The organism is Sorangium sp. So ce124, assembly GCF_051525235.1.
Lineage (GTDB): Bacteria > Myxococcota_A > Polyangia > Polyangiales > Polyangiaceae > Sorangium > Sorangium atrum.
This window is the reverse complement of record NZ_CP150312.1, coordinates 4,324,701-4,346,428: the sequence shown is the minus strand read 5'-3', so window position 1 is coordinate 4,346,428 and position 21,728 is coordinate 4,324,701. Positions and strand designations below refer to the sequence as shown.

The 21,728-nt window shown below is 72.2% G+C and carries 13 protein-coding genes; 7 read left to right on the top strand and 6 right to left on the bottom strand.

The features are described from left to right. Positions 1 to 333: 333 nt before the first annotated feature. Positions 334 to 4,818, top strand: a complete 4,485-nt coding sequence (locus WMF19_RS16400; protein ID WP_437899986.1) for a serine/threonine-protein kinase — start codon at positions 334 to 336, stop codon at positions 4,816 to 4,818. Then, positions 4,815 to 6,101 carry a patatin-like phospholipase family protein gene (locus tag WMF19_RS16395; RefSeq protein WP_437801859.1) on the top strand — a complete coding sequence of 429 codons (1,287 nt, stop codon included), beginning with the start codon at positions 4,815 to 4,817 and terminating at the stop codon, positions 6,099 to 6,101. The genes WMF19_RS16400 and WMF19_RS16395 overlap by 4 nt, the downstream gene beginning before the upstream one ends. Before the next feature lie 634 nt (positions 6,102 to 6,735). Here the strand turns inward: WMF19_RS16395 and WMF19_RS16390 are convergent. From WMF19_RS16390 to WMF19_RS16380, 3 genes are all read right to left on the bottom strand, one after another. Then, complete coding sequence (locus tag WMF19_RS16390) at positions 6,736 to 7,251, bottom strand: HNH endonuclease (RefSeq protein ID WP_437899983.1); 516 nt, start codon at positions 7,249 to 7,251, stop codon at positions 6,736 to 6,738. Between the two features lie 12 nt (positions 7,252 to 7,263). Continuing rightward, positions 7,264 to 7,620: a hypothetical protein gene (locus WMF19_RS16385; RefSeq protein ID WP_012235381.1), complete on the bottom strand. Its 357-nt coding sequence runs from the start codon at positions 7,618 to 7,620 to the stop codon at positions 7,264 to 7,266. 64 nt (positions 7,621 to 7,684) lie between these two features. After that, positions 7,685 to 9,997, bottom strand: a complete 2,313-nt coding sequence (locus WMF19_RS16380; protein WP_437899981.1) for a PilZ domain-containing protein — start codon at positions 9,995 to 9,997, stop codon at positions 7,685 to 7,687. Between the two features lie 281 nt (positions 9,998 to 10,278). Between WMF19_RS16380 and WMF19_RS16375 the strand changes: the two genes are divergently transcribed. Then, on the top strand, positions 10,279 to 10,635 hold the full coding sequence (locus tag WMF19_RS16375) for a hypothetical protein (RefSeq protein ID WP_272103839.1): 357 nt from the start codon (positions 10,279 to 10,281) through the stop codon (positions 10,633 to 10,635). Positions 10,636 to 10,676: 41 nt separating this feature from the next. On the opposite strand, the gene WMF19_RS16370 is transcribed toward WMF19_RS16375, so the two are convergent. Then, the gene (locus WMF19_RS16370) at positions 10,677 to 10,886 is read right to left on the bottom strand and encodes a hypothetical protein (protein ID WP_437899979.1); all 210 of its coding nucleotides are present in this window, start codon (positions 10,884 to 10,886) and stop codon (positions 10,677 to 10,679) included. Positions 10,887 to 11,029: 143 nt separating this feature from the next. On the opposite strand from WMF19_RS16370, the gene WMF19_RS16365 reads away from it, so the two are divergent. After that, positions 11,030 to 11,656, top strand: coding sequence for an RNA polymerase sigma factor (locus WMF19_RS16365; protein WP_437899977.1), 627 nt, complete (start codon positions 11,030 to 11,032; stop codon positions 11,654 to 11,656). Beyond that, entirely contained in the window at positions 11,649 to 13,022 is a 1,374-nt protein-coding gene (locus tag WMF19_RS16360; RefSeq protein WP_437899975.1) for a FecR domain-containing protein, read from the top strand. The genes WMF19_RS16365 and WMF19_RS16360 overlap by 8 nt, the downstream gene beginning before the upstream one ends. A gap of 449 nt (positions 13,023 to 13,471) precedes the next feature. Here the strand turns inward: WMF19_RS16360 and WMF19_RS16355 are convergent, their stop codons facing one another. Continuing rightward, complete coding sequence (locus tag WMF19_RS16355; protein WP_437899973.1) at positions 13,472 to 16,261, bottom strand: RICIN domain-containing protein; 2,790 nt, start codon at positions 16,259 to 16,261, stop codon at positions 13,472 to 13,474. 1,017 nt (positions 16,262 to 17,278) lie between these two features. On the opposite strand from WMF19_RS16355, the gene WMF19_RS16350 reads away from it, so the two are divergent. Continuing rightward, positions 17,279 to 18,322 carry an MBL fold metallo-hydrolase gene (locus WMF19_RS16350; protein ID WP_437899971.1) on the top strand — a complete coding sequence of 348 codons (1,044 nt, stop codon included), beginning with the start codon at positions 17,279 to 17,281 and terminating at the stop codon, positions 18,320 to 18,322. 57 nt (positions 18,323 to 18,379) lie between these two features. Here WMF19_RS16350 and WMF19_RS16345 read toward each other — a convergent pair whose 3' ends face one another. Continuing rightward, positions 18,380 to 20,278, bottom strand: a complete 1,899-nt coding sequence (locus tag WMF19_RS16345) for a hypothetical protein (protein ID WP_437899969.1) — start codon at positions 20,276 to 20,278, stop codon at positions 18,380 to 18,382. A gap of 274 nt (positions 20,279 to 20,552) precedes the next feature. Between WMF19_RS16345 and WMF19_RS16340 the strand changes: the two genes are divergently transcribed. Continuing rightward, a complete protein-coding gene (locus WMF19_RS16340; protein WP_437899967.1) occupies positions 20,553 to 21,683 on the top strand; it encodes a hypothetical protein in 1,131 nt (376 codons plus the stop codon). Positions 21,684 to 21,728 lie beyond the last annotated feature (45 nt).

Genomic DNA, 21,728 nt, shown 5'->3' with positions numbered 1-21,728 from the left:
TTGTTGCTGGCGCAGCAGCGGCCGGGTGTCGGGCGCCGTGGGAGGGTGCCTTGCAAGCGAGACGTCAGGGCCGGGGTCTGGCGGCGCCGCCATCGCAGATGTGCGGCGCGCGGGCGGGCTCACTCCCGGCGGGGATCCCCGAGCCACCCAGAAAGATTCGCCTTTCCACCCTGGTTGTCTCCCCGGAGACGCGGGCGGGACGCTACCATGCGGGTCAACCCGTCGTCCTTCCATGGATCGGGGGAACCGAGCGCGGACCTTGTTCAACACCGGTCACCCGATTCACCGCGCCCGGCGCCTCCCAGCCAGGGCGCCCGCGCGCCGCTTCGCTGCATGGCCAAGCACCCGTCCCAGCTCGCCGACCTAGAGATCCAGCGCCGCCTGGGCGCTGGCGGCATGGCGGAGGTCTTCCTCGCAAAGAAGCGGGGCGCCGAGGGGACGTACAAGCTCCTCGTCGTCAAGCGCATCCTCCCCGCGCACGGGGCCTCGCGGCGCTTCCGCGCGATGTTCGTGGAGGAGGCCCACCTCGCCACGCGCCTGAACCACCCGAACATCGTCCAGGTCTACGAGTTCTCCGACCACGGCGAGGACGGGCTGCTCCTCTCGATGGAGTACGTCGAGGGCTTCGACCTCGGCAAGCTGATGCGGGCCGCCCAGCAGAAGGAGTCGCGGATCCCGCCGCTCGTGTCGGCGTTCATCGTCTCCGAGGCGGCGAAGGGGCTGCACTACGCCCACGAGCGCAAGGACGAGGGCGGCATGCCGCTCGCGATCGTCCACCGCGACGTCTCGCCGCAGAACATCCTGCTCTCGCTCGAGGGCGTCGTGAAGATCGCCGACTTCGGCATCGCCAGCGCCAACCTCTTCCGCGAGGAGACCGGCGTGCTGAAGGGCAAGTTCGGGTACATGTCGCCCGAGCAGGCGCGCGGCGAGCGCGTCGACCGGCGCAGCGACATCTACGCCCTCGGCGTCGTGCTCTACGAGATGCTCGCCATGCGCTCGCCGTACGGCAAGCTCGACGACGAGGCGCTCCTCCAGGCCGTGAAGGAGGGCCGGTTCGACCCCCCTTCAGCGCACGCGCGCGACATCCCCGTGGAGCTCGAGGCGATCGTGATGCGCGCCATGGAGCGCGAGCCCGAGGCCCGCTTCCAGACCGCGCGCGACCTGGCCGGGGCGGTCGCGCGCGCGCTGCTCGCGCGGCAGGAGCTCGTCGACAACGCCTCGGTCGAGCAGACCGTCGCCCACCTGCTCGGCCGCGACCGCGCGGAGGAGGCGCGCGAGGGCGCCGCGCGCCGCGCGGAGGGCGCGGAGGGCGCGGAGGAGCAGCCCGCGGACGACGGCTCCGTGGCGCAGCCGCAGACGCTCGCGGCGGTGCCGGCCGCGCGCACGGGCGGCGACGCCGAGGGCACCGGCGCGCCGCGCGCCGTGCGCGAGGTGCGCCACGTCGCCGTGGTCACGCTGCGCATCGAGGGCGTCGACGCGCTGCTCGGGGCGCAGGGCCGGCTCGCCGGCAAGCGCAGCGGGCGCTCGATCCGCACGACCCTCGACGCGATCGCCTTCAAGCACGGGGCGATCTGGTCGTGGGAGTCGCACGCGAGCGCGCGCGCGGTGGTCGGGCTGCTCGCGAACCCCTCGCGCGCCGCGGCCGACGCCGCCTCGCTCGCGGTCGACGTGCACGAGGCGCTCGCGGGCGCGTCGGAGGACCTGCCCGTCGAGCTCCGCGCCGCGATCGGCATCGTCCGCGGCATCGCGTACGGCGAGCGCGACGAGCAGGGGCACCTCATCAACCACGCGCTCAAGGAGCCCGCGAACTTCCTCGCCGAGCGCATCGGCATCCGCACCCCGTTCGGCAAGACGTGGGTCGCGGGCGGCGTCTACCGCCTCGTCCGCCGCGACTTCCGCTGGGGCGACGCGCCCTCGCTCGACCTCGACGACGCCCGCGGCTACCCGGTCCCGCACCAGATGCGGCTCTACGCGCTGCAGCGCCCGCTCACCCGCGAGGAGCGGATGGCGGAGATCGCGCTCTCGCCGAACGACCTCGTGGGGCGCGACGCGGAGCGGGCCGATCTGCACGCGGCCTACCACCGGGCGATCTCGCCGCCCGTGAAGGGCAACGTCGAGCCGCCCGCGCGCTTCGGCGAGAGCGAGCCGCCGGGGAGCCGGCAGAGCAAGCCCCCGAGCCGGCCGAGCAGGCCCTCGAGCCCGCCGGTCGGCGCGCTCCGCGGCCAGTCCGTGGCGCGCGTCATCGTCGGCGAGATGGGCATCGGCAAGAGCGCGCTCATCTCCACGTTCCTCTCGGAGCTCCCGGGCGACGCGCGCGTGCTCCACGTCGAGTGCTCGCCCGTGAAGAGCGAGCTGCCGCTCGCCACGGTCTGCGACGTGCTCCGCGACGTCACCGGGATGGGGCTCGACCACGCGATCGACGACGCGTCCCACGTGATCCGCGCCCTGCTCGGGCCCATCGCGCGCTCGCCCCTCGGCGCGCGCATCGTCACGCGGCTCGCCGAGCTCGTCACGGGCAAGCAGCTCGAGCACCCCGAGGAGGACGCGGCCGCCTACGGCCGCGACGTGGTGGTGCGGGGCGTGAAGTACCTGCTCGGCTCGCTGGCGCGGCACCAGCCGCTCGTCGTCGTCATCGACGGCCTCCAGTGGGCCGACCGGCCGAGCCTGGAGCTCCTCTCGGAGCTCCTGAAGCAGCGCGCGGAGCGGCTCCCGGTGCTCGTGCTGCTCCTCACGCGCCCCGAGGAGCGCGTGACCCCGTTCATCGAGGGGCTCGTGCGGATCGAGCTCCGCGGCCTCAGCGCCGAGGAGCAGATGCGCCTCGTGGAGGCGCGCCTCGGCGTGCGCGACGGGGTGGCGACCGTCTGCGGCGAGCTCGTGCCGCGCGTCGCCGGCAACCCGTTCTTCCTGCTCGAGATGATCGACGCGCTCCTCGAGCGGGGCACGCTGGAGATCGTCGAGCACCCGGGCGGTCGGCACGAGCTCGTGCGCCACGACCGGACGGGGGATCGCGGCGAGCCGCTGCCCTCGACGCTGGAGCAGCTCATCGGCGACCGCCTGCGCGAGCTGCCGCCGGCGGAGCACGACGTCGTGAACTGGCTGGCGGTCGCGGGGGGGCCGCTGCTCAAGGACGACATCCTGAACCTGACGCGGCTCGCCGACGACGAGGCGGTGACGCGCCTCTGCGCCCGCGGACTGTGCGATCGCCGCGCCGGGGCGGTCGACTTCCGGCACCCGCTCGTGCGCGACGTGGCCTACCTCGCGCTCGACGGCGCGAGCCGCGTGCGCATGCACCGGCGGCTCGGCGAGCACCTCTCGACGACGCCGCTCGCGCAGGGGCTCTCGGCGGCGATCGTGGCGCAGCACCTCGCGCGGGGCGAGGCGCCCGCGCAGGCGGCGGAGCTCTACCTCGACGCGGCGCGGGCCGCGCGCGCGGGGCACCAGGCGCAGCTGTCGCGGCGGTACTACGAGCGGGCGCTGTCGCTCCTGCCGGCCGGCGACGCCCGCGTGATGATCGCGCACGAGGCGCTGGAGGCGATCTTCCGCCACCTCGGCCGCCGCCGCGACCGGCGGCGGCACCTCGCGGCGCTGCGCCAGCTCGCGAAGGAGAGCGGCCAGGCGCGCTGGGCTGCGCTCGCCCTCGTGCGCACCGCGCGGTTCGACCTCGACGACGGCTACCTCGCCCGCGGCCTGCCGGTGGCGCAGCGCGCGGCCGAGATCGCGCGCATCGCGCGCCGGCCCGCGCTCGAGGTCGAGGCGCTCACGATCCTGTCGGAGGTGCTGCGCGAGCTCGGCGACATCCAGGGCGCGATCAACGCGGCGGATCGCGCGCTCCGGGTGACGCAGGCGGGCGGGCTGACGCCGCGGGCGCGCGCGGAGGTGCTGCGCACGAAGGGGGTGCTCCTGCGCCGGGTCGGCCGCGTGCAGGAGGCGGTGGAGGCCTACGCCGAGGCGATCGCGGTGTTCCGCGCGGTGGGGGCGCGCCGCAGCGAGGCGCGCGCGAAGAACTCGCTCGCGGTGGCGATGTTCGTGCTCGAGCGGTTCGAGGACGCGATCGCGGTCGGGCTCTCGTCGATCTCCATCGATCTCGCGATCGGCGGCCGGTTCCAGATCGCGAAGACGCTGAGCAACATCGGCCACGCGTACGCGAAGCTCGGGGACGTACCGCGGAGCCTGGCGTACATGAAGCGGGCGCGCGAGGCCCACGAGCGCTATGACGATCAGGACGCGCGGGCCGACACGCTCCTCTGCTCGGCGGGGATCCTCCTCGAGGCGGGCGACGTCGACGCCGCGCACACGCTCTGCGCCGATGCGGGCGCGCTCATCGCGGTGACCGGCAGCGTCTACGACATGATCCACGAGCGCAACGTCCGCGGCCTCCTCGCGAGGGCGCGAGGCGACATCCAGGGCGCGATCGCGAACGCCTCCGAGGCGCGGCAGCTCGCCGAGTCGCAGGGGCTGATGAGCTACCACGCCCACGCGACGGCGATCGAGGCGGCGTCTCGGGTGGACGCGGGCGAGGTCCACTCCGGGGTGCTGCTCGCGCGGACGGCGCTCGGCGCGGTCGAGGCGGGCAGCTCGGAGTACGGCATCGAGGTGCGCGACCTCTGCTGCGAGGCGCTGCAGAAGGGCGCGCCGGCGAGCTCGACGGACGCGTACTGCCGCGCGGCGGCGCACGTGCGGAGGGTGGCGGGCTACATCCGCGACGCGCGGCTCAGGGCGCTGTTCCTGGAGCGCACCGTGGTGCGGCGGGTCCTCGCCGCGGAGGCGGAAGGTCCGGCGGCGGGGCACGACCCGCTCCGCCGCGGGGAGATGGCATGACGGGAACGGGCGCGAGGACCGGGGCGAAGCAGCGGCGCAAGGTGGCGGTGATCCTCTCGGGCGGCGGCGCTCGGGGGGCCTACGAGGTCGGGGTCCTGTCGTACGTGCTCGACGCGTTCGCCCGCCTGCGCGGGGCGCCGCCGCGCATCGACATCCTGTGCGGGACGTCGGTGGGCGCGGTGAACGCGTGTTACCTGGCGGCGCACCTCGACGATCCGACGCTGGGGGTGCGTCGCCTCGTCAACCTGTGGACGCAGCTGAAGCTGGAGACGGTGCTCGGCTTCGGGGTCCGGCAGGCGATCTCGATGCCGAAGCTGCTGTTCGGGGGCGGGTCGGAGGGGGTGGGCCTGTTCGACGTGTCGCCGATGCAGCGGCTCGTCGAGCGGGAGATCCCGTGGCGCGCGATCGCGCGGACGCTGCGCCACGGCTACCTCTCGGCGGTGAGCGTGTCGGCGACGGAGATCGGGACGGGCCGGACGGTGATCTTCATGCAGACGGGCCCGGACGGGGCGCTGCCGACGACGGCGCCGCCGCGGACGATCATCCGGGGGGCGCTGGTAGGCCCGCAGCACGCGCTCGCGTCGGCGGCGATCCCGATCCTGTTCCCGCCGGTGCGGATCGGCCGCGATCTGTACATGGACGGGGGCGTGCGGCAGAACACGCCGATCGCGCCCGCGCTCCGGCTGGGGGCGACGCACGTCCTGGCGATCGGGCTGTCGCGCGAGGTGCGGAGCATCGACGCGGGGGACAGCGGCAAGCCGCCGGGGATGGCGCTCGTGCTCGGCAAGGTGCTGAACGCGTTCCTGCTCGACCACATCCAGACCGATTTCGAGGTGCTGACGCGGGTGAACCACATGATCGAGGACGGGGAGCAGGCGTTCGGCCCGGATTTCCTGCAATCGATCAACGGCGCCGCGGCGCTGCGCGGGGCGCTTCCGTACCGGCGGGTGGAGACGCTGGTGGTGCGGCCGAGCGCGGATCTCGGGCGCCTGGCGGCGGAGCACGTCCGGGCGGGCAAGCTGCAGGGGGGGCCGGCGATGATGCGACGGCTGCTCTCGCTGGTGGACGTGGGCGCGGAGAACGACGCGGATCTCGCGAGCTACCTCCTGTTCGACGGCTCGTTCACGCGGAAGCTGATCGAGCTGGGGCGCGCGGACGCGGAGGCGAGGCGGCACGACGTCGCGGACTTCTTCGGGAGCGCGGCGGAGGAGGCGGAGCCGAGGCTGTCGGACAGCGCGGAGTGGTCGATCCCGCCGCCGGTGGGGCCGGGGAGATCCGTGTAGCAGGGGGGCGGCGGAGATCGGCGCTGGGGGCGTGGGACGGCGGGAAGGAGGGAGTGCCGAGCTGCCCGGCCCCCGTGGAGGGTGCTCGTCGCGCGTGGCAGGGACGGGCAGAACTCGCCTGAGACGTCCTGTGCCCGGCGTGCGGAGCACGCCGGACACAGGACGTTCGTTGGGCTCAGACAACTGCCCGTCCCCGCCACGCGCGACGAGCACCCTCCACGGGGGCCTGCCGTGGCTGCCATGGATGGGGGACCAAGGAGGACCTGCGGCGACGTGGGCTCGGAGCGCGGGCAGTCGGCGCATGGCGGGGCCCCGGCAGCCCCGAAGGCGAAGTATCTCGGGGAAAACGATCTCGACGAGACCGTCGAAGATATCGTCTTGTGAGTGAGATGCTTATCGAGGGACACGGCGTCGACGTGCAGGCGCTGGCCGACAACCCGCATCGTCACGGCGTCGAAGCCGGCCTTATCGGCGAAGGGAAGCGCCGCCCGCAACACCTGAACCCGCAACAGAGACATGCGCAGGTCGGCCCACCGCCAAGCTCCTGCGCATCCCTGCAGCGGGTCCATCAACCTGACAGGCGACTTCTTCCTCTGAGGAGGAGAAGAAGTGGCCGAACCCGGATTCGAACGGTTCAGGGCTCCCAGGGGCGCCCCTTCGACCGGCGCTCGATCTCATCCGCCGTCGATTCCAGCGCCGCACGCAGATCGAGCACCGCACGCTCCAGCTCCTCGACGCGCTGGCGGCTCGCCGCGAGCTCAGCCGTGAGGGTCACCTCCGCTTGCCGCGCGCGCCGATAGGCCACGAGCTGTGGGCGATTCAATCGCATGCGGTGGACGAAGAACTCGCCTGCGGGGGTGAGGCCAACGAGGTGTCCGTCGCTCTCGTGCAGGTGCTGCGCCAGATTATCTCGCCCGGGATGAAGCAGGCGGACATAAGGAGGATCCCGCTCGTGCCAGTAGGCGCCCTTGTGCTCGTTGCACCTGGCGCAGCAGTAGACGAGGTTCGCCACGTCGTCAGTACCTCCATGCGCGCGCGGGCGATGGTGGTCGACCGTCAGGGTGGCCCCGACCGCATCCTCGTGCACCCCGCAGTACGCACAGCGTGCTCGAAAGCCCTCCCGGACCAGCGCGCGTAACTCGTCGGCCACGCGACCACACCCTCAGCGGGCAGGGGCGAGATCGTGCCCCATGAGGCGCCGGTAGTCCTCCGCCAGGGCCGCGTTCTTCTCCCGTAGCTTCTGGAGGTAGGCGGTGGCATCTGCCAGGAGCCCTTCCTGCTCGGCCACGATGCGCGCCAACGCGTCAGCCTGGGATTCGAGCTGTGCCTTCTGCGCCGCGAGGTCCTCCGCGCGCGCCGCCGCCAGCTCCATCGCCGGGCGCAGCGCGTCGGCCTCTTCCGCGTCGAGATCCTCGAACAGACGAGAGAGCTCCGCGCGCTCGGGGTCCGTCAACGTCCCCCGCGCCTCGGCCGCACGGAGCGCCTGGAAACGCCGGCTCTTCTCGTCGTTCCACCGCACCCCAGGAGAATGCCACGCCGACGACGGCGCGCCAAGTTGGCTAGTTCCGCCCGGCCCGCGCCCCTCAGCGCTCCTTGTCCTTCTTGCCGCTCCCCTTCCCGCCCTTCTTCTTGGCGTCGTCGGTCTTCTTCTTCTCGTGCTTCTCGTTCTTCTCGGGCTTCGACTTCGACGCCACCTTCTTCGACTCGCCGCGGCCGAGCGAGATCTCCAGGCGATCGCCGCGCGCCTTCGCCTTGTACGCGGGCACGCCGTCCTTGAACTGCAGGGTGATCTCCGCGCCGTGCGCCGTGTTGACCACGCGCACCGACGCGATGCGCTTGTCCTTGCGGGCAAGGCCGTTGCCCGACGACAGCGCGCGCCGATCGGGCAGCGATACCGTGAAGCCCATCGCGCCGGCCGCGCCGTTCAGCTCCTCGATCGGGCCGTCCATCTTCAGCTTCAGCACGATGGGGTTCCTCACCGACCCCTGCCCCCACTCCCGCGGCCCCTCCTTGTCCCCGTCGTCCGCCGATTCCGCCTCGTCTTCCTCGCCCGGGCCGCCCGGGACCGCCACGCCCGGCGCGAGCGCATCGCCGGCCAGCGCGCTCGGCTCCGCCGGCGGCGTCGGCGGCACGGGCTCCGTCGTCGACAGCGGCGTCGCGCCGAACAGCGGGACGTTCGCCGTGAGCGCGCCGCCCGGCGCCGCAGCCGGCCCCGCGGCCGCCGCGAGGGCAGGCGCGCCGGAGGACGCCGACGCCGGCAGCGCCGGCGCGCCCGCGGCCGATTCGGCCCCGGCCGCGGGCGCGTCGCCGCCCCGCAGGCCGAAGAAGCGGGCCGCCCCGAACACCACGAGCACCGCCGCCAGCCCAAGGAAGCTGCCGACCGCGGCCGCCTTCTTGTTGAAGCGCGGCGGCTCCCCGCCCTCGCCCGCCGCCTCCTCGGGCTCCTCGCGCACCAGCCGGCGACCGCCGGACTTCAGGGCGCCAGCCGGCGGCGGCGCCGTCTTGCGGCGCGGGCCGCCGTCCTTGCCCGACCCGTCGGCGTCGCCCGCGCGCTCGGCGCGCCGCGCCTTGATCCTCGCCACGATGCCCGCCATCGCCGTGGCGGCGCGCGCCCCGGCGCCGGCGAGCGCGGGCGCGATCTTGCCCGCCACCGCCTTGCCCGCCATCGCGGCCTTCTCGCCGACCTCGCGCAGCCGGCCCGGCTGCGCGTCGGCGGCCGCCTCGGCGCCCTCCTCCTCGGCCTCGCTCCGCGCGGAGGACGGCGCCCCGCCGTCCACGGAGGGCGGGGCCGCCTCGGCCCCCGCGCGCGCCTCCCGGGCCGAGAGCGCCGGCGACACGTCGCTGTCGTGATCGTCGTCCGCGTGGGCGGCCGCGCCGCCGCTCGCGCTCGAGAGGGCGCGCTCGCCCCGAGGCTCGGCCGCCGGCGCCGAGGAAGGCCGCGCAGCCGCGCGCTCGCTCTGATGATCGCGCGCCGGAACCGTCGGCGCCGAGGAAGGCCGCGCAGCCGCGCGCTCGCTCTGATGATCGCGCACCGGAACCGTCGGCGCCGACGACGCCCGCGCAGCCGGGCGCTCGCCCTGCGGCGGCAACGACGGTGCCCGCGCCGGCGCGCCGGCGTCGTGGGAAGATCGCCCCGGGGGGAGCGCCTCGGGCGACGAGGGCCGCGGCCGCGGCGCCTTGGCCGCGCGGGGCGCCTCGTAGCACAGCGTGACCACGAGCTGCGGCACGCTCGTCGCGGGGTCGACCTCGACCTTCACGTGGTCGATGTACGCCTCGCGGCGCGTTCCCTGATCGACCTCCTCCAGCTCGAGGGAGCGGCCCACCTTGAGGAACTCCAGGTTGGAGCCGACCTCCAGGTCGTCGAGCCCGCCGCCGCGCACGCGCGCCTTCATGGGCGAGCCCAGCCCGTCGATGTGGAGCCGCACGCGGGCGCCCCGCTGCGCCGCCCCGGGCGACGCGGCGCCGGCCTGGACGGCGAGCGCCGGCGCGGGGCCCGCTGCGCCCGCGTCAATCGACGAGCACATCGCGCGCACCGCCTCCTCCGACTCGGCGTCGAGGCCGGTGAAGCGCAGGCCGAACTCGCCGCCGCGCGCCTGCTCGGCGCGCCAGCAGACCTCGCCCTCGACGACCAGCTCCTTGCCGAGCCCGTCGAACCGGCAGATCAGGGCGTCGCCGACCCGCGGCAGGTACGCCGTGCGCAGGCGCATCCCGTCGGGGGACATGTCGATCGACTCGGCCTCGAAGCCGCCGCCCGACGTCTCGCCGACCGCAACGAGCGCCTCGATGCGGACCCGCTGCCCGGCGCCAGCGCGCCGCTCGCCGCCGCCCTCGCGCTCCCTGTCCAAGGATTCCGGCGCCTTGCGAACGCCCTCTCCCTCTGCGCCTCGACCGTTCATACGCCCATTCCTCCGCCGCGAAGCCGCGTCCGCCGTCGCGAGCCCTCCGCGGTAGCAGAGGGCCCATTGGCCGGCAGTACGGCGTAAGCCCCGCGCTGGCCAAGTTTTGGAGGCTCCGGCCACGCGCCACGTGCGCCACGTGCGTCATGTCAAAGCGCGCCGCCGTGATGCGCAGCGTTGCGGCTCGGGAGGGCGGGAGGCGGTGTGCGATGGACAGCAGGCAGCGATTGACCGCTCGCTCCACCTGGCGCTCCGGGGGGCAAACGTGGGAAACTCTCGCGATGGGCAAGGACGAGCCCCCGCAGAACCAGGACACGCCCGCGCCCGCGGCGAATCAGGATGTCGTCTTCATCCATAGCCCCGTCGAGCAGGGGGAGGGCTTCCGGGTGATCCGCAGCCGGGAGGACCGGCTCGAGATCGGCGAGCTGCGACCCACCGAGCACGGGCGCCCGCTGAACGGGGAGCTCGTGAAGCTGACGCAGCGATCCGAGCACGCGCGGCTCTTCGACGTGGAGGTGCTCCTCCCGGGGCCGCGCGAGTCGTCCCGGTCGGGCCCCGCGCAGGTCGCGACCGACGCCTACCGCTCGAACTGGGAGGCGATCTTCGGCCCGCGAGAGCCGAACAAGCTCGCCAACTGAGCGCCAGCCTCGGTCCGCCCTGCCGGGGCAGGCTCCAGCGCTCATCGATATCCTATCCTTCCCGCGCGACCGGCGGTTCCCGGCGCGGGCCCGGCGCCCCGCACGAGCGTCGCGGCGACGCAGCTGTCCACGCCCTTCACGCCCGTGATGTCCAGGACGACGACCTGCGCCGACGTGCCCGCCACGCCGCTCATCGCCGTCTCGAGCGCCTCGACCCCCCGCGTCCATGGTCCCGAGGTAGCGCCGCCCACCACGCGCTCCTCGTACCGAATCTTGAGCCGCGGAGGCCTCCCGGGGAACACTGCTGGGCGTGGTCCAACCCCGCCGGTCGACCGTCCCGCCCTTGACAGCGGTCGCGCCCTTCACGCAAAGGCGGGGGGTGCAGGCGCTACCGTTGGCCGCGACCGACGACGAGGCGCTCGCGCGCGCCGCCGCGCAGGGGCACCCGGGCGCCGCGCCGATCCTGTGGCAGCGGTTCGCGCCGCTCGTGCGCCGGATCCTGACGCGCACCCTCGGGCCGGGCGACGAGGTCGACGACCATGTGCAGGACACGTTCCTGCGCTTCTTCCGCGTGGCCAAGGACCTCAGGGATCCTTCGCTGCTCTCGAGCTTCATCGTCGGCATCGCGGTGCGCGTGGCGCGCGCCGAGCTGCGGCGCAGGCGCGTGCGGCGCTGGCTCCAGCTGTCGCCCTCGGGCGAGCTCCCGGACATGGGGGGCGCGCAGCAGGATCCTCAGGGGCGCGCGGCGCTCACGCGGCTCTACCACATCCTCGACCAGGTCGACGACAGGTCGCGGACGCTCTTCGTGCTGCGGTTCATCGAGGGGCTCGAGCTCACCGAGATCGCCGCCGCGCTCGGCTGCTCCCTGGCCACGACGAAGCGCCACCTCGCGCGCGCGTCCCATCGGATCCTCACCGCCGCGGAGCGCGATCCCGCGCTCTCGGCCTACCTCACCAAGGCCCCGCAGGACCTCGATCGGCCCGGGACCCTCCCCGCCGACGGAGGAGAGCGCGATGAATGAAGCGGAGAAGCTGAGCCGGCTCGCGGACCTCGTGCGGAGCGGCGTCCCCGCGGACGTCGACGCGGCGCACGACGCCGCCGAGCGCGCCCGCTTCGTGGAGGCGGTGAGCCGGGGTACGGGCCGCGCGGGAGCCCTGGGCCGCGTGGGCGCGTGGCTGCGCGCCTCGCCCCTGTGGAGCGCGCTCTCGGGGCGGCCGCGGTGGAGCTTCGCGCTCGCCGGCGCGGCGGCGCTCGCGCTCGCGCTCGTCGCGCTCTGGCCGGCGCGGCCGCTCGACTATGCCGTCGAGGGCGCGCCTTCGACCGCAGGGCGGTACATCGCCGCGACGGCCGGCGGAGAGGCGCGGCTCCGCTTCACGGACGGCACCTCCGTCGCGCTCTCGGCGGGCAGCGCGATGCGCGTGGTGGACGTCGACGCGGCCGGGGCGCGCATGCTGCTCGAGGACGGCCGCGCGTCGCTGCGCGTCACGCGGCGGCCGAAGGCGCGCTGGTCCATCGAGGCGGGGCCGTTCGCGGTGCTGGTCACCGGCACGGTGTTCGACGTGTCCTGGAGCCGCAGCGACGGCACCCTGCGCGTCGATCTGCACGAGGGGAGCGTGACCGTGCGCGGGCCGCTCGCGCCCGACGGGCTGCCGCTCCGCGCCGGCCAGCGGCTCGTGGCGCGGATGCGCGAGGGCGACGTGCAGATCTCGAGCAGCGACGCCGCGAGCGCGGCGGACCCGGCGCCGGAGGTGCTGCCGCCCGCGGGCACGGCGGCGCAGCCTCGGGAGGAGAAGATCACCGGACCTGGCGACGCCGTGGTCGGCGACGCCGGGGCCGTACGGCCGGAGGGCTCGCGGGCAGAGGGGGCGCCCGCGAGCCCTCCGACCGACGGTGCGGGGCCGGCGGCGCCGGCCGGCGCCGCGGCGGCGCCGAGCTGGGCCCAGCGCGTGGCGGCGGGAGATTTCCGGGCGGTCCTGGCCGAGGCGGAGCAGCGCGGCCTCGGGGGGGTGCTGGAGCGCGGCTCGCTGGACGACCTGGTCGCCCTCGGGGACGCGGCGCGGTACGCGCGGCGCGGCGACGTGGCGCAGCGCGCGCTCTCCGCGACGCGCAAGCGGTTCCCGGGGACGAGCCAGGGCAAGGCGGCGGCCTTCCTGCTCGGCCGCCTGGTCGACGACGGCGGCTCGCCCGGGGCGGCCGTCGCCTGGTACGACACGTACCTCACCGAGTCGCCGGGCGGCCCGTTCGCGGCCGAGGCGCTCGGCCGCAAGATGGTGGCGGTCGAGCGCACGGCCGGCCGGGCGGCGGCGCGCCCCATCGCGGAGCTCTACCTGAAGCGCCACCCGCGCGGCGCGCACGAGCCCGTGGCGCGCGATCTCCTCACGCCGTGAAGCCCGGCGGGATACGAACGCCGGTCTGGCATTCATCGTTTGATCCCGTCGGGAGAACGTTCAGGTGGGGTGCTTCCCCCCACAAGCGTCAACCAGGCTTCGAGCGACGTTCGCCTACATCCGAACGTTTACGTGGTCGTTTACGTAAACGTTTACGTGGTCGTTTACGTGGTCGTGGTCGTGGTCGTTCACTGCCTATCGTTGACGACCACGACCACGACCACGACCACGTAAACGTTCACGACCACGTAAAACGTTCACGTCGCAAACGTTCACGTTGGTGACGGATGGGGGGTGGAGGCGGCGGGAGCGGGCGTCGTGCCCTGACCGTGACCGAACGAGCTTGGCCAACGCCTATGGGGACTTACCCCACCCTGCCAGAATGATGGAGCCGCCACGAGACACCAAGATTTGGAGACCAGGGGCGAGCTCGCGCGTGGAGGCGCTAGCTAGTTCGAGCGGCTCAGCGGGTACTTGTAGAAGTTCTGTGCCCACTCGATGGTCCAGATCGTCGGCTCCACATACACGTTCTTGTCCGCACCGAGGGCCATCCCCCGCTTGATCTTCCCCATCGCCGTCAGGAAGACCTTGCGATCGTCCTCCATGCGCGGCCGCATCACGGTCGACGGCGGATACAGCTCCTTGACCTGAGCGACAGTCGCCGCGTCGTTGATCCACCCGTCGACCCCGTGCTCGCCCTTCGGGAGGCGCGAGCCGCCGGCGTCGAGCCAGTCGCGCAGATCGTTGTTGCCTCGGTTCATGCCGTCGGCGTGGCAGCCGATGCAGGAGCTGCCGGTGTTCAGGCGGCGGTCCTGGGTGGCGAAGCCCACCGTGCTGTTGATCTGCGCGTCCGTGGCGCTCCGCTGGAGCCGCGGATCGCGCACGATGTTGACGAAGGCGTCGACGCGGCGCTGGTTGATGCCGCCCCAGAGGGAGTACCCCTGCAGGCCGTTCGGCAGATCCCAGATGACCTCTTCCGCCGACTGCTGGAGGCCGTCGGTCCCGGTGTAGTAGCGGCAGTTGATGTAGCTGCCGCCGGCGTAGCTCGGCGCTCCGTCGCACCCCTCCGGCTCCGTGCCGTTCGGCTGAGCCAGCGTCGCGATGAAGCTGTAGTTGCTCGCCGAACCGCCGGCCCCGCTGATGAACTTGGGGATCGGGTGCGCCCAGAAGGGGAACCGGATCTGGCCCGTCTCGTACGCCTGCTCGATGGTGGTCACGCCGTCGAGCTGCCCGCTGAAGACGTCCCACGTCTTCCAGTAGTACCCGCCGCTCTTCGTCTTGGCCCTGAAGTACATGCGGGAATCGACGGTGATGGCCTGCTTCGTGAGCATGTATTCGTACGACTTCACGCCCGCGTCGTGGTTGACGCCGAGCTCGGCCTCGAGATCCTGCGCGTACCAGGGGATCGCCATGATGGAGTTGTAGACGTCCGGGCGCGTCAGCGTGTAGACGAGCTGACTCGCCTCGATGTAATCGGTCTTGAAGCCGTTGACGTTGGGCGGGAGCACCTGGCTGTCCGTGGCGCCCTCCACATTGCCGGCGAGCACGCGGCCCCAGACGAGCCTGGCGAAGCTCGGATCCACCTGGACCGTCGAGGTGTACCTGTAGCGCTCCCTGAACGTGACGTCGGAGCCGACGGGCTCACCCAGGTAGTTGACGGAGGTCCTCCCGAAGAAGACGTCGTCGTCCGATCCGCCGAAGTGGAGCTTCGTGACCCCCTTGTTGTAGCCCCAGTAGTTGCGGGTATCGAAGCGGTAGACCATGCCCTTTCCGTTGATGTCCACCGGATTGACGATCGTGGGGGCCCAGCGCGCGGTCGAGTTCAGGGCCTTCGACAGACCCACGCGGGCCACGTTGAGCTCCTCAGCGCTGACTCCCGCGTTGTGGAGCTCGTGCAGCGAGGCGTACTTGATGAACTCCGCGTCCGCCGCGGCGACGGTGGCCTTGTCCGTCGCGATCCACGCCTTGACCTGATCCTCGGTGACCTTCTCGCCGGCGGCGACGGGGCGCGGGGTGGCCGGCAGGGTCGGCGCGACGGCGTTCGCCCACGCCGTGACGGCGTTGAGCATCTGCGTGTTCGCGTCCTTGCAGCTGGTTCCGAAGCAGTTGTGCCGATCGATGCCCATCCGGACGACGAGCTTGGAGTCCGCCGGCTTCTTGAAGTTGACGCGCGTGAGCGCGTACTCGTGGGCCAGCGCCGGATCGACGTCGGAGTGCATGGGCGCCTGGGCCTTGCCCGTCGAGCTGTGGCAGCCGGAGCAGTTGGCGGTCAAGAGCGGGTAGACCGTCGTCTTGAAGGCCTCCAGCGACGCGGCCATGTTGAAGTTCATCTCCTTCGGAAGGCAGACGGCCTCGACGTTCTTGCCGCCCTTCCCGTCCGGGATCTGGCTATAGCCGAGCGTGCAGCCCGACGCCGGGTTGACCCCCGTGTCGGCGTCGCCGCCGCCAGCGCCACCGGAGCCGCCAGCGCCACCGGAGCCGCCAGCACCGCCGGAGCCGCCCGAACCACCGACGCCGGTGCTCGCGCTGCTTGAGCTGGTCGAGCTGCTTGAGCTGGTCGAGCCGCCAGCACCACCAGCACCACCCGCGCCGCCTGAACCACCGACGCCGGTGCTCGCGCTGCTTGAGCTGCTTGAGCTGCTGCTCGCGCTGCTCGAGCTGCTGCTCACGCTGCTTGAGCTGCCCCCCACGACCTTGAACGTGAACTTCTGGTTGTCGCCGTTCGCCCAGCTGTACTGCTGGAGGCCGGCGCCATCTGCGGTCGATCGCCCGATGACGTCGAGCGCCTTGTTGCTGTTTCGGGCCATGATCCGCTGGGCGTTGTTGCCGACATCCACGAACGAGAATTGCTGGCTCGTGGCGTTGCCGCAGCTGGATTGGACGACGGTGGCACCGTTCGCCGTCGATCCACCGTTGATCCCGAGGCAGAGGCCGCTGTTCACGTTCTTCAGCCGGAAGTATCCGCCCCCCGCGGACTCCGCCCGGAACTGCTGTCGCGTGGAGCCATTGCACGTCGCGATCTGCGCAGCTGCCGAGCTCGCCGTGCTGCCCCCCCGTATCTCGACGCACTTGTTGCTCTGCACGCCGACGAGCGTGTAGACCGCGTTCGGATCGATCGTAAGGCTCTCCCCGAGCGCGTCGCCTTCCTCGCTGCCGGTGTCGTCCAGACCAGCGATGCATGAGACGGCGAGAAGGCTCGTCGCGGAGGCAAGCAAGGCGCTCCTTGATGCGAATCTCATGTTGTTCTCCTCTGTCAAGTAAGAATACGGTCTATCTACAGCTCGACGCTGCCCTTGCGCTGGTCAGGGGCTCTCGACACGCAATGCGCGATGGAGGCTCCGGAGGGACGGCCGCGGTGGTCATCGGTCATCGTCCCGCCAGGGATCTCGATCACGAGGTGCGGAGCTGGAGGACTCGTTCGACAGGCGGTCAGGCACCGCTAAGAGGATTACTCTTGTCGCGTATCGGGTTCCGAGTCAAGCCAATCATGCGTCCCGCCGCGTCATTTGCACGTTCGTTTGCATGGTAGTTCGCGTGAACGTTCACATGGTAGTTCACGTGATCGCTTGCGTGGTCGCTCGCATGATCGTTCACACGATCGCTTGCGTGGTCGTTTATAAGCCCGCGTAAATACACACAAATATGCGCATCTCTGCGCCGATCTCCCGTCGCCGACTCTCTTCACTTTGGCGCGCATCTGTCCATCTCTTTCAATTTGCCGGCATTTATGAACGACTATTTACGAAGCCACGACAACGGCAGTTGCTGGCCAATAGTTTGTGCCGCGATGTCCTACATCGACCGAGACATTTGGCTTCTCACGCCCTTTTCGCCCGTGTCACTGGACGGGTCGAGTCTCGCCTGAACGAGAGTCGCCGCGGCCCCCTTGGATCATCGGATGACCAGGGCTTCGCCGTGCGTCGATTCCTGCACAAATCCAGGCAGGTCGCTCCCCCGAGGCGGTACCGGGAGGGGCACGGGGCGAATCGCCGCGGGGCCAGGGCGAGGAGGGCGAGGAGAAGGCCTCAGGCGATGGTCAACATTGACAAGTTCAGAACAATTTGTCAAGTTCAGGCCTTGACGGTCTGCACGCCGATCGCAAAGCTCGTCCGGTGCGTGAGCGAGCCACCCTGTCCGAGCGCGCGCGCCGCCAGGCGGAGCCCACGCTTCCTCCGGCGACCGGGCCGCAGGATGGTCGCCTTCAAGGTCGTGTTCTGTCTCGCCGGGCACCGCGCCTGGCAGGAGGTCGTCCTCTCATGAACGATTCACGGCGTCGCAAAGGGCTGCGGCTCGAGCGGGCGCGCGCTTCAGCTCAGTTCAAGGACGGCAAGTTCGAGAACCCTTCGGGCGCCGGTCCCACCATGACCAAGGGCTCGACGCTTCCCGTGCTCGGCGAGTTCTTCTTCCGCCGCGGCCGGCGGGAGCCGCCCGCGCCGCTGCCCGTCGTGAGGCCCCACGAGACCTGGGCCCGGCAGAGCGACACCGGCCTGCGGGTCACCTGGCTCGGCCACAGCACCGTCCTCCTCGAGCTCGATGGCCGCCGGGTCCTCACCGATCCGGTGTTCGGCGAGCGCGCCTCGCCGGTCTCCTTTGCCGGCCCGCTGCGCTTCCACCCGGTCCCGGCCGCGCTCGACGAGCTGCCGCCGCTCGACGCTGTCCTGCTCTCCCACGACCACTTCGATCACCTCTGCGCTCCGACGATCGAGGCGCTGGCCCGCACGCGCGTCCCCATCGTCACGCCCCTCGGCGTGGGCGCGCTGCTCGAGGCGCTCGGCGTCGACCCGGCGCGGATCACCGAGCTCGACTGGCACGAGCGCGCGGAGATCGGCGGCGTCCGCTTCACCGCGACGCCCTCTCAGCACTTCTCCGGCCGCGGGCCGACCAGCCGCAACGCGACGCTCTGGGCTTCATGGGTCATCGAGACGGAGCGGCGCAAGGTCTTCTTCTCCGGCGACACCGGGCTGTTCCCCGGGTTCGAGGACATCGGCGAGCAACACGGCCCCTTCGACCTGGTGATGCTCGAGGTCGGCGCGTATCACCCTGCGTGGGGGACCATCCACCTCGGCCCCGAGAACGCGCTGACCGCGTTCGAGATGCTCGGCGGCGGCACGCTCCTGCCCGTCCACTGGGGCACCTTCAACCTCGCCCTCCACGACTGGGACGAGCCGGCCGAGACGCTGCTCTCCCTGGCCACCGAGCGCGGCGCGCGCGTGGTGACCCCCCAGATCGGCGCCGCGTTCGAGCCCGAGCGCGTCGGCGCGCCGACCCCGTGGTGGCGAGCGGTCGCCGGCCCGCGGTGACGGACGGCGGCCAGCCCCGTTCACCCGGAAGGCCGCGTCGCGCCACGTCACGCGCGGTCACGCCGCCCGGGGCCTCGCCTCGGGCGAAGGCGGAGTGAGCTGCTCGACGGTGTACGCGTATTCGTAGGTCTTGCGGAACTCGCGCCAGCTCCGGAGCTGCGGCATCCACTCGTCGTCCCGCAGCGCGCTCAGCAGGAGCAGGATGCGCGACTCGGAGGACAGCCGTACCACGGCGTCGCGCGTCTCCTTCACGGCCATGCAGAGCTCGAGATCGGTCGCCGTGCGGATGCCATGCGCCTTGAGCCTCGAAAGGATGCTCGACGGCGCGTTCCGGGCCGGCTCGGCCTCGTCTCGCGCGTGGAGATACAGGATCGCCTGGTCCACGAGGTCGACAAGGCGCGAGGCCGGGATGCGCGTGCGCAGGATCAGCTCGATGAGGTTGTGGTGCGCGAGGTTCTCGATGTTCTCGATGCCCTCCTCGAGCAGGCGCGCCTTGTCGTAGAGCGTGATGCCCTCGAGGTGTGTCAGCGGGTCGCGGTCCTTCAGGGTAGGGACGAAGAAGGTGACCATGCGCGTCTTGAGCAGGTCATGGAGCACGGCGAGCCCAGTGTCCGGGACGATGCCAATGAAGAAGGCGAGCACGAGCAGATGCCAGGGCGCGTTGTCGATGGGCGCCGCGCCGCCCGAGGGCGAGGCGCCCTCGAACGTCTTGCTCATGACCCAGGCCAGGATCGTGGCGATGATGATGCGCACGGAGATGTGGCTGTACGCCTTGGGCCCGAGATCCGCCCGCACATAGCGGCGGAATACCATGTTGAGCGCGAAGAAATACGTGCCGAGGAACGCGAATGTGAACGCGGTCCGGTTGGGGATGAACAGGGTATGGAGCTCGACCGGCTTGTCGCCCAGCGTCTCGGCCACGGACGCCACCGTCGGCAGCGCCGAGATCACCCAGCCGACGGAGAGGAGGAAGGTGCTGAGGATGATCGGGACGAAGAACAGCGGACCGCGCCGGGTGTCCAGCGCCTCCTTCATCAGCGGCGAGTAGGCCCGCTCCGCCTCGTCGATCGTGCGGAGCGCGGGGTCGAGCCGCAGCACGTCGCGGTGGAACTGCTCCTTCACCACGTTCCTGCGCTGCTCCGCGAACAGGAAGAACAGGAGCGCGGGCAACGTCGCCGCGGTGCCGATGAACAGCGCGAAGAGGAGCAACAATGCCATGCTGCGCATCGATTGCTTGAAGATCTCGTGAAGCTGCTTCTCGGCCTGCAAGAGGACCGTGGCGGCGGGGATGCCGAGCCCCACCAGGCACACCGCCAGCATGCCGATCGCGCGCCAGAACTGGTCGCGCAACATCAGCGCGGTGCTGCGATGGCGATGCTGGGCCCAGCGCTCCAGCGACGGGAACACGGTGAACGCGATCATCCCGACGCCGACCGCGCCGAAGGTCAAGCGGGCCCAGCCGTCCAGGGTGACCATGAACAGCAACGTCAGCCCCCCGAGGAGCAGCACCCCCGCGATGGCGGCGGCGTCGAGGCTCGGCTCCTCGACGTGGAGCGGGGCGCGCTTCTCCACATAACCACGCTCGAGCCAGACGCTGAGATCCAGCCCCTGCGCCGCCGCCTCGGTCGTGCGCACCACGTCGAAAGGCGCCACGACGAGATCGCTGCCATCGCGCCTGATGCAGATACGGCGGGCCGTCTTGTTGACGAGCTCGATCTGCTCGGCGGGCGGCGGCTGCCGCAGGTCCCCTCGCCGGCAGGGCGGCGGCCGGGCCTGCTCTCGCCTGGAGGGCGGCTGCCCTGCTTCCGGCGAGGCATCCGTGGGGCCTGACTGCGCCTGCCGCCCGCCGGCCGTCGGACCCACGAGCACCGGCGGAGCGTCGTCGCGCTTCGACTCCGAGCCGTTGTGTTGGCGCGACGGCAGCTGCTGCAGATCCTCGATCTCCCCATCTGCCATGGCGTTTCCCTTCGGTCTGCGCGGCCGCCCCTGATCCCTGCGGCGGCGTCTCGACGGCAGGGTGGGGCCCAGTCGAGCATATTCACATCGACGCTCCTCCGCGAGAGCGCGCCGCATGGTGGAGGTCCTCCCAGCCGTGGTCCGTCCGGACGGACGCCGCCGGATCCCCATGGCTCGGCCCTTCGGGTACGTCGCCGGGCCCCTGCCCCCGCCCCCTCCCCCTTCGCTGCGATGCGCCTCCACCCCCGCTGGCGATCTGATAGACCCCTGGCGCGTGCGCTCCCTCACTCTCCTGCTCTGGTTCCTCCTCGCGTCGGCGCCCGCCGCGGCGCGGGCCGACGCGGCGCCGCCTGGCGCGCCTTCGCAGAAGGCGGAGGCGGCCGCGTCGCGGGTGGTGATCGTCGAGGCCGGCGTGGACGATGCGCTCGTGCTCGAAGCAGCCACGCGGCTGCGGGCCGAGCTCGGCGCGGCGGGGTTCGAGGTGGTGCGCGTCGTGCGAGCGCCCGAGGGCGACCCGCGCGCAGGGCTGGAGCGCGCCGCGAAGGAGGCCGGCGCGTTCGCGGCCGCGACGATCGTCCGCTCGCGGACGGGCGCGACCGCCGACCTCTGGATCGTCGACCGGGTGACGCAGAAGACGGTGGTGCGCGCCGTGGAGGCGGCCGGCGCGTCGGCGCCCTCGGTGATGGCCGTGCGCGCGGTCGAGCTCCTGCAGGCGAGCCTGCTGGAGGCGAGCCTGCAGGAGCCGCCCCGGCGCGCCGCGGAGGGCGGCAGCGCCGCCGTTCCCGACGACGTGCAGCGGTGGATGGCGCCGGTCCGGAGGCGGGCCGCCGGGATGACCCCTCCGCCTGGGCAGGCCGGGGTGCTCGCGGGCGTCGGCGTGGAGGCCGGCTTCGCGGCGCTCCTGAGCGTGGATGGCATCGGGCCGGCGCTGGGGCCCGCGCTGCGGCTGTCGTACGGGGTCGGCGCGGACGGCCACGGCGGCGCGCTGCCCGCGGGGCTCGCGGCGCGGCTGACGTTCGCTGGGCCGACGCTGGGGCCCACGCTCGAGGGCGAGCTCGGCACGGTGTCCGTCCGTCAGGAGATGGCCTTTCTGGAGGCGGTATGGGCGCTGGACACGGGCGGCGCACTCTCGCCTGTGCTCTCGGCCGGCGTGGGCGGAATTCACCTGTTCGTCAGCGGTGATCCCCTGCCGCCGCTGCGGAGCGCGACGGGCGATGTCTGGTCGGTCGCCGCGGCCCTGGGCGGGGGCGCCGGTCTGCGCCTGACCGACCGCGCGACCCTCCTGGTGGATGTACACGCGATCTTCGCCGAGCCCCGCGCCGTCGTGACGCTCGGCGGCGAGCGGCTAGGCACCGCGGGGAGACCGACGTTCGCCGGGTTTCTTGGGCTGCTCGTGCGGCTCTGAGGCTTGGCCGCGCCCGGGTGGCCCCCGGCGGGGGGTACAGCGAAC

Excerpts from the sequence above, each read along its gene's own strand:
- WMF19_RS16400 (WP_437899986.1), top strand. The coding sequence starts at position 334 with ATGGCCAAGCACCCGTCCCAGCTCGCCGACCTAGAGATCCAGCGCCGC.
- WMF19_RS16395 (WP_437801859.1), top strand. The coding sequence starts at position 4,815 with ATGACGGGAACGGGCGCGAGGACCGGGGCGAAGCAGCGGCGCAAGGTG.
- WMF19_RS16380 (WP_437899981.1), bottom strand. The coding sequence starts at position 9,997 with ATGAACGGTCGAGGCGCAGAGGGAGAGGGCGTTCGCAAGGCGCCGGAA.
- WMF19_RS16375 (WP_272103839.1), top strand. The coding sequence starts at position 10,279 with ATGGGCAAGGACGAGCCCCCGCAGAACCAGGACACGCCCGCGCCCGCG.
- WMF19_RS16360 (WP_437899975.1), top strand. The coding sequence starts at position 11,649 with ATGAATGAAGCGGAGAAGCTGAGCCGGCTCGCGGACCTCGTGCGGAGC.
- WMF19_RS16355 (WP_437899973.1), bottom strand. The coding sequence starts at position 16,261 with ATGAGATTCGCATCAAGGAGCGCCTTGCTTGCCTCCGCGACGAGCCTT.
- WMF19_RS16350 (WP_437899971.1), top strand. The coding sequence starts at position 17,279 with ATGAACGATTCACGGCGTCGCAAAGGGCTGCGGCTCGAGCGGGCGCGC.
- WMF19_RS16345 (WP_437899969.1), bottom strand. The coding sequence starts at position 20,278 with ATGGCAGATGGGGAGATCGAGGATCTGCAGCAGCTGCCGTCGCGCCAA.